The organism is Nocardioides malaquae (assembly GCF_015070385.1).
In the GTDB taxonomy this organism is placed as follows: domain Bacteria; phylum Actinomycetota; class Actinomycetes; order Propionibacteriales; family Nocardioidaceae; genus Nocardioides; species Nocardioides malaquae.
In genome coordinates this window covers 1-247 of sequence record NZ_JADCSA010000922.1, presented here as the reverse complement: position 1 = coordinate 247, position 247 = coordinate 1, and the positions used below count along the sequence as shown (strand labels likewise).

At 53.4% G+C, this 247-nt stretch carries 1 protein-coding gene; it reads left to right on the top strand.

Annotated features, from left to right (window positions below):
- Positions 1 to 239, top strand: a 239-nt coding sequence (locus tag IEQ44_RS16345) for an SEC14 family lipid-binding protein (protein WP_227487694.1), incomplete at its 5' end; no start/stop codon positions are given.
- Positions 240 to 247 lie beyond the last annotated feature (8 nt).

The following is a 247-nucleotide window of genomic DNA, read 5'->3' as shown; positions in this document are numbered from 1 at the left end:
TTAATATTTCTGTAATCCCCAGTGAGGAGGTGTGTAAGCGGGGCTTTACGGTCATCCTGGACATGCGGGGGTCCAAGTGGGACCTGATCAAACCTCTGCTGAAGACCCTCCAGGAGGTGTTCCCTGCAGAGATCCAGGTGGCCCTCATCATCAAACCAGACACCTTCTGGCAGAAGCAGAAGACCAACTTCGGCAGCGCCAAGTTCACCTTCGAGGTGGGGGCGCAAATCATCCTTTAATTCACTAG